Origin of the sequence: Sulfuricurvum sp. MLSB, from assembly GCF_000747095.1 — a bacterium.
In the GTDB taxonomy this organism is placed as follows: domain Bacteria; phylum Campylobacterota; class Campylobacteria; order Campylobacterales; family Sulfurimonadaceae; genus Sulfuricurvum.
This window is the reverse complement of sequence record NZ_JQGL01000073.1, coordinates 1-5,509: the sequence shown is the minus strand read 5'-3', so window position 1 is coordinate 5,509 and position 5,509 is coordinate 1. Positions and strand designations below refer to the sequence as shown.

Sequence of the window (5,509 nt, the reverse complement as noted above, 5' to 3'; positions counted from 1 at the left end):
CTTGGTCTTATCGATATGCACGCCGCTGTACTCAAGCGCATAAATCAGCTCGATCGGATCAAGTTTATCAAAATTCTCAATGATCAATGTTCGAAGATACTCTTTTTCCATCAGTTCGGCTTTTTGCAGGCTGGGCGCAAATTTCCCTTTTTTCTCAATCACCAACCGTGTAATCTCGCTGTCCATCTTGACATGGTTCATCAGCTCTTTGATGTTGGTATCAAAAAGCGCCCCGAGCAGCGAAAACATCCCCGCAAGGTACGCTTTCTCCTTGTCCCGATGGTGGGCATCTTCTTCCATCCGTTCGGCACGGTTCAACGCAAACTGCAAAATGACTTCAGAAGCGGGATTGGTGGAAATCTCCGCATACAGATAGACGAGCAGCCATCGCAGAAGTTTATCGCGTCCGAGCAGCGTAATGACCTGCGTGATCGATTCGACCGGCGTGCTGAACGATTCTTGGTTGTTCAGAAATTTGATCAGTTTAAATGATAAATCGGCGCGTTGTTTGATAAACATCTCGATCTTGGTCGTTTCAGCATCTTCTTTGATTAATCGGATAAGCTGCAAAATAATGAGGTGGGTGACCTCTTTATACCCGTCGATTTCTACTATTTCGGGCTTGTGCAGATAATATCCCTGAAACAGATCAAACTGAATCGAGTGATACTTGTCGTACTCTTCTTTCGTCTCGATCTTTTCGGCCAGAAACTTGATCCCCGCACTCCGTAATTTGCTCATCACCGCTTCGATATTCTGAAGTTCTGCGGACATAACGTCGATTTTCAGTATGTGGATATGTTTGATCAGCGGTGCAAATTTTTTGATCATTCCAATGCTGCAGTCAAAATCGTCAATAGCTATCGTGTACCCGCGTTTGTGATAGAGCTTGATTTTCTCGATTACTTTTTCGCTCAATTCGATCGTCTCAAGCAGCTCAAGGATAAATCTTTTTTTATCGAGCATATCAATAATGCCGGATGTGAGCATCTGCTCGTCTACGTTGATAAACGCAGTCCCGTTTTTGCCCAGAAGCTGATCAATATTGAGGTTGGTGAGCGCATTGACGATGATATGAGAAGTTGCTTTCATGTTGCCCGGAAACTCCGCTATCCCATGGGCGGTATCCCGAAACAACAATTCATACGCATAGACGTTTCCATCGCCATTAAAAATTTTCTGTTTTGCTAAAAACAATTTACCCAAAGACGGTTCCTTTTTCGTGCACTCTTTCGAATCTGTATTACATTATCGGCATTGTGCCTGAAAATGATTAAATTCTAAGAGAGACTGACTCGATTAACGCTCGGACCCCTTGCTGTTTCCATGCCCTTTTGCACCGCGTTCTTGCGATGGTTTACCGCCTTTTGCTCCTCGGTCATCATAACCTTTCGATCCCCGATCTTCATACCGTTTTTCCTGAAAATTTGAAGGCCCTTTTTTACTCCGGTAATGTTCGTCAATGTTCATATACCGTTCTCCCTTACGGCGCTGATCAATCACGTCGTCGGCACTGACGCGGTGATATTTGGAAAGGAAACGGACGTTGGAAAGTTCTACGATCTCATCATCGCGCAAACGGTGCTTTTTCCCCTCTTTGTAATATCCGTAAGCTTTACCGTACGGAGGCCCTGAATGGCGATGAGAATCCACGACGTAGAGAGTGTGCGGGTCAAGTCCGAGGCGGATCGTAATGTCCCACCAGCTGAGTCCGCGTAAACGAAGATCGGCAATAAACTGCGCATCGCGGTGTGCTCGGCGCGATAACAAATACACAACGCTCATCTCCTCGCGGGGAATAGCCCGCTCGATCACAATGATTTCACTGTGCGGCACCCGGTAGTAATCACCTATCGAGAGAGAAAGGCCGCTGATCCCTTTTTCCGAACCGGAAATTCCGATATCAAAATCGGCTGCCGCCGCCCCACTGAACAAAGTCCCCGTAATCAATGCTATTGCAGCTACTCGTTTCATCGTTGCCCTCCTGGATCAATAATAAAACATTATAACTCATTTTATGTGTCTCAAAAGCAAACGGATTCAAACATTGTGTTAAGCCCCCTGTGCTAAAATGCCGTATCGCATAGTATTCAATGTATTTCAGGAGTATCCATGATCAAAAAATGCCTTTTCCCCGCAGCCGGATACGGAACGCGCTTTTTACCTGCCACCAAAGCGATGCCCAAAGAGATGCTCCCCGTCCTCACCAAACCGCTGATCCAGTATGGGGTCGAAGAAGCGGTCGAAGCGGGCATTCATACAATGGCTATTGTTACGGGGCGCGGAAAACGGGCATTGGAAGATCATTTTGACGTAAGCTATGAGCTGGAGCACCAGATCAAAGGAACCGACAAAGAACACTACCTCACCGAGATCCGTACCCTGATCGATCAATGCACGTTCTCCTATACCCGACAAAATGAGATGAAAGGGCTAGGGCATGCGATTCTTACGGGCGAAACACTGATCGGGAACGAGCCGTTTGCCGTTGTCCTCGCCGATGACTTATGCGACGGCAACGGAGCCGGAGGAATTCTCTCGCAAATGGTGGCCTTGTTTGCGAAATACCAATGCTCGATCGTCGCGATCGAGGAAATCGATCCGAGCCAAACCAACCGTTACGGGATTATCGAAGGAAGAGAGATCGAAGAGGGTGTCTACCAAGTCAGCAACATGATCGAAAAACCGGATCCCTCCGTTGCCCCAAGCAATCTGGCGATCATCGGGCGCTACATTCTGACCCCGGACATTTTCGGCATCATCGAAAACACCGCTCCCGGCAAGGGGGGAGAAATCCAGATTACCGATGCGCTGATGGCGCAGGCCCAAAACGGGACGGTTCTGGCCTATAAATTTAACGGAAAACGGTTCGATTGCGGAAGTGTCGAAGGATTCGTCGAGGCAACGAACTACTTTTACGAAAAGAGCAGATCCTAGCCGTTATTGGCGAAATAGCGTCCTACCCCTTCTAGCAGCCCTTCCACCATCCATTTTTGATACTTCTCATCGGCAATCCGCGCCGATTCATCGGGATGGCTGATATAGCCTACTTCGAGCAATACGGCCGGCATCTGAGCTCCGACAAGAACCCAAAAAGGGGCTTCTCGGACGCCGTTATCCCGCACGTTCGGAAATTGCTTCCGCAGATTGAGCAGCATTCCTTTTTGCAAATCGATTGCCAGTTTGTTGGAAGCAATGATTTTTTCGGTGTTCAAAAAGCTCAAGAAACTGAGTTTTCCGTACTGTCCCATCTCGTTCATGTCTTCGGAGTTTTCCAACGCCGCTACCCGCATTGCCCGCTCGCTCCGCCCGGGTGAGAGAAAATAGGTTTCCAGCCCCTGAGCTCCGAGAGGATCGGAGGTTTTCGGGATGGAGTTGGCATGGACCGAGATAAACAGATCCGCCTCTTTGTCGTTGGCAAACTTAGTCCGGTCTTTCAATTCGATGAACGTGTCGTTGCTGCGCGTCATGTGAACGGTGTACCCCATCGCCCGCAGACGCTCAGCAAGCTGGATAGAGATCGAAAGGACGATCTCTTTTTCCATAAAACCGTTCCCGACCGCACCGCTGTCTTTGCCGCCGTGTCCCGGATCGATCACGATCACTTTTTTGCTCCGATCTTTGGGAGTGACGGTGACCAACGGAGGAAGCGTCGCGACCAAAGGCGGTTCCACCACAACGGGCTGTGTTACAGCCGTGGCCAAAGGCGGCGTCGTTTTGGGAGCTTCCAAATTCAGGTCGATGTAAACCGATTTGCCCTGAGCGGTCGGTTTGAGCATAATGGCTTTGGTATGCTCGATGACCAGACGCAGCGTTTTGGCATCGTACTGGGCGATTTTAATCCGATTGATCTCTTTGTGTTCCAACGTCTGGGTTTTGGAAAGAGTAGCCGATTCGATATCGATAATATATCGGAATCGCTGCTTGTCCGATTCAATGATTTTCGACATGCGGATTTCACTCTGTTGAACCGGCGTATCAAAAACCAGCTCCAGCCCTTTGTCTTTCCACAACGCGTTTTCTAATCGATGACGCATGACGACCGTTACGTTTTCCGGACGAACGATCGGCTCGTTTTTGAGCAGTTTTACGGGTTCTGGAGTCGTGAATTTACTCGCGATGGCGGCAGGTTTCAGCGTTTTGTCGTAAATGACCGACGGGATTTTGGATTCGAGAGGCTTGTCGGTGTTTTCAACTGTTTTGAGCGCCGGTGCCGCACTTTTCGTTTGGCTTTTCAATTTTGCCAGATCGGATTCGTATTTGGAAACGTCAATGCCGAGCTTGTTCCCTCCCCGAACGATTCCTTCGAGGGCTTCGTGCGCGACAGCGGTGTTTTTATCCAGCATCGAACGCAGATAGATCGTTTTGTATTCGTTGTATCCGCGGAACTGTTCAACCTCGTCACCGCTGTCGAGCGATTTTTTAGCCGCATCCAGCCGGTTATTATCCGCTCCCATCACTGACGCGAAACAAAGAAAGAGCAAAAGAAGAAAACGGATCATCACGGAAAAGCTCACTCCCCTTGAGTGAGTTTTTCCATCAACTCTTTGACGGAGATGATTTTATCGATCTTATAGCCGTTGCTGCCGGAAAAATAAAGACCCAATTCCATATCGCCGAAGTACGCGTCGCTGAGACGGTCGGCAATACAGAAACCTACCGCTTTGGCCTCGACTCCGCGGTTACACGGCGCAACGCAGTTGGAGATACATTTGATGGCCGGTCCCGTACGGCTGTCGATCAGATCGCGCAGTTTGGTCCGCACGCCGCGCGCAGGATACCCGACCGGCGATTTCATCAGGGTGATGTCTTCTTCTTTGGCGTTGATCAAGACCTGCTTGAAATTTTCATGGGCGTCACATTCGAACGTGCCGATAAAACGGGTACCCATTTGCACCCCTTTTGCCCCCAGAGCCATCATGGCGTCGATATCGTTTTTGTCCCAGATGCCGCCCGCCGCGATTACGGGGATATTACCCCATTTTGCCGCTTCTTCGACAACCGGACGGACAAGGTTTTCAAGCTGGTATTCGTCCATCGTGCACTGCTCGTAAGTAAAGCCCTGGTGTCCGCCGCTGAGCGGCCCCTCCAGCACTACGGCATCAGGAAGACGGTTGTAGCGTTTTTCCCAGCGTTTGCAAATAATCGAAAGGGCTTTTGGCGATGAAACGATGGGAACCAGCGCCACGTCGGGATAATCGGCGGTAAACTCGGGCATATTGGTCGGCAGGCCCGCACCCGTGATGATAATATCGATCCCCGCTTCGCACGCATCGGTTACGACACGGCCGTAATCGTTGATCGCGTACAGGATGTTGACGGCCAGCGGCGCATCACCGCAGATTTTGCGGGCATTTTCGATAATGGCGGTCAACCCTTTTTTGGAATAAAAGTTTTCGGCGTCCAAAGGACGTCCGGCAACCAATTTATCCGCGTACATTTTGTCGCCGTAATATCCTGTTCCGACGGCGCTGATCACTCCCAGCCCCCCCTCTTTGGAAACAGTCCC

The 5,509-nt window shown here is 49.7% G+C and carries 5 protein-coding genes; 1 reads left to right on the top strand and 4 read right to left on the bottom strand.

Annotated features, from left to right (window positions below):
* Together JU82_RS06110 and JU82_RS06105 are read right to left on the bottom strand one after the other, a co-directional pair.
* Window positions 1-1,206 (bottom strand): EAL domain-containing protein (locus JU82_RS06110; RefSeq protein ID WP_037948076.1); only part of this gene is annotated, 1,206 nt, incomplete at its 3' end.
* 93 nt (window positions 1,207-1,299) lie between these two features.
* Window positions 1,300-1,974: a hypothetical protein gene (locus JU82_RS06105; protein WP_037948073.1), complete on the bottom strand. Its 675-nt coding sequence runs from the start codon at window positions 1,972-1,974 to the stop codon at window positions 1,300-1,302.
* Window positions 1,975-2,112: 138 nt separating this feature from the next.
* Here JU82_RS06105 and galU point away from each other — a divergent pair, with 138 nt between their 5' ends.
* Window positions 2,113-2,937 carry a UTP--glucose-1-phosphate uridylyltransferase GalU gene (galU, locus tag JU82_RS06100; protein ID WP_294892333.1) on the top strand — a complete coding sequence of 275 codons (825 nt, stop codon included), beginning with the start codon at window positions 2,113-2,115 and terminating at the stop codon, window positions 2,935-2,937.
* On the opposite strand, the gene JU82_RS06095 is transcribed toward galU, so the two are convergent.
* The gene (locus tag JU82_RS06095; protein WP_037948079.1) at window positions 2,934-4,502 is read right to left on the bottom strand and encodes an N-acetylmuramoyl-L-alanine amidase; all 1,569 of its coding nucleotides are present in this window, start codon (window positions 4,500-4,502) and stop codon (window positions 2,934-2,936) included. The genes galU and JU82_RS06095 overlap by 4 nt on opposite strands.
* Before the next feature lie 11 nt (window positions 4,503-4,513).
* The coding region (locus tag JU82_RS06090) for a nitronate monooxygenase (protein ID WP_037948067.1) at window positions 4,514-5,509 on the bottom strand (996 nt) is incomplete at its 5' end.